The sequence below is a fragment of the Streptomyces sp. NPDC005899 genome (genome assembly GCF_040629645.1).
GTDB lineage: Bacteria > Actinomycetota > Actinomycetes > Streptomycetales > Streptomycetaceae > Streptomyces.
Map to the genome: position 1 here is coordinate 1 of NZ_JBEXWB010000623.1, position 1,926 is coordinate 1,926.

Genomic DNA, 1,926 nt, shown 5'->3' on the forward strand with positions numbered 1-1,926 from the left:
CGGCCGTCCCGGCCGGCCTGCCGGGCGGCCCAGCGGGGGTTGACCGCGGTGGCGGGGCGCGTGCCCTCGGCGACCTCGACCAGCGCCTGTGCCAGGTGGTGGGTGCCGGTGACCTCCCGGCCGTGCAGCCCGTTCACCGGTGCCGTCGAGACGACGCCGCCGGCGGGGTCCCGGAAGGCGATGTGGGACAGGGGTGCGTCCGCCTCGCCGGCCACCATCCGGGCGAAGTCCCGCGTGAAGGCGTGCTCCGGGCCCCCGGAGGCCGTCAGGAATTCCGGCTCCACCCGGAACAACGGGTCCCCGTACGAACCGTCCTCCTTCGGCAGCAGCACGCCCGTCGACTCGTCCGCCCTGAGCCGGACACCCGCCCCGGCGGCGGTCAGCCGCGCCGACGAGCGCTCGATCGCCGCGCGCGTGGCGTACACCTGCCGGCTGCGTCCCGTCGTGCCGTCGTCCGGCGCGAGGATCGCCAGCGTGCGGTCCTCGGAGATGTGCAGCGGCGGCCGGTCGGCCATGAGGACGTCCGCGTGGCCCTGGCGCGGCAGGACCAGCGCGTCGGAGTCGGGCCCGTCCTCCGCCCGGACCTCCCCGACGGACCGCGGGAGCGGCTGGGTGAACAGGACGCCTGTCCCCCGCTTGTCGATGACCCCGTACTCGCGCGTCGTCAGCGGGCGGGGCCGGCGCCCTTCGATCTGGCGTTCCAGGACGGCCCGGTCGGCCAGGCGGTCGAATTCGGCGTCGCCGTCGCTGCTGGACGCGTCGTCCTCGCTGTCCCGGTCGGGCGTGACGCTCCCGCTGCCGAGGTCACGGGCTCCGGGCAGCCCGCCGTCCGTCGCCGGGTCGGCCGAGGTCCAGCCCGCGCCGGTGGCACCGTCGCCGAGCTCGAGCATGAGGTGGCGGGTCCCGGCCGTCGGGTGTGTGGCGACGTCGGCCGGCGCCTCGGGGTACCACACGCGGCGGCCCGTCGTCCCGGCCACCAGGGACGCGACGGCCGCGGCGTACCCCGGTGGGAGCACCAGGACGATGTCCGCGCCGCGGGGGCGCCTGGAGTCGTACGAGATGAGCATGGCCAGCTCCTCCGGGCTGTCCACCCGGAACGTCCGCCCCGGTGCGGCGACCTCGACGGCACGCCCCACCCCCCTGGCCACGACGAGGTACGGGTTGTGCCAGGGAGCGGGCCGCGGGACGACCCGGCCCCGGCCGCGCACCGCGTAGGAACCGAGCTCGGGCGCGGGCAGCCCCTGACCGGTGAAGTCGCGCCCGACGGCGTCGCCGTCGGCGTCGCGGAGCAGCGTGCCGTCGTCCAGGGCGCCCCGTCCGGTCTCGATCTGCCGCTCGACGAAGTACAGGGCGAGGTGGTCGGCGCTCGTGAGGTCGTCCGAGGAGGCGTCGAGTGCCAGGGAGCCGAGCAGCAGGAAGTCCGCCGGACCCGGCCTGCTCCCGCTTCCCATGTGCAGGACCTGCCGGGTGACGTGGACCAGACCACCGCGCAGCGTCCGCGACGCCGGGTGCGCGTCGGCCTCCGCCCGGACGAGGTCGTACAGCGCTTCGGAGGTCTCCTGGAGCCGGGCGTCCTGCAGCGGGTCGCGCCGGGGGCCGAACAGTGTGTCCAGCCAGGCCGGTTCGGCCCATACGGGGCGCTCGGCCTCGTCGTCGGACGTGTCGGAGTCGTCCGAGGCGTCGGAGTCGCCGGTGGACCGGGAGGGTGCCGGCGCCTGGGCAGTGGGCCGCGAGGGGCCCGGCCGGCCGGAGAGCGTGTTCAGCTGGTACGCCTCCTCGTCGCCCGGCAGGCCCGGGAGGTCCGCCGGAGCCGGCTGGTCACCGGCGGACGGCGGCGGGGCGGAAGGCTCGTCCCGCCGCGCCACGGGCGGCACGTCGTCCGTGGCGGGCGGGACCGGGGCGCCGGCCGTCGCGACCCGGGTGGCC

General features: G+C 76.9%; 1 pseudogene. It reads right to left on the bottom strand.

Annotated features, from left to right (window positions below):
* A pseudogene (locus ABZ371_RS32120) lies at nt 1–1,926 on the bottom strand (hypothetical protein); the annotation flags it as partial.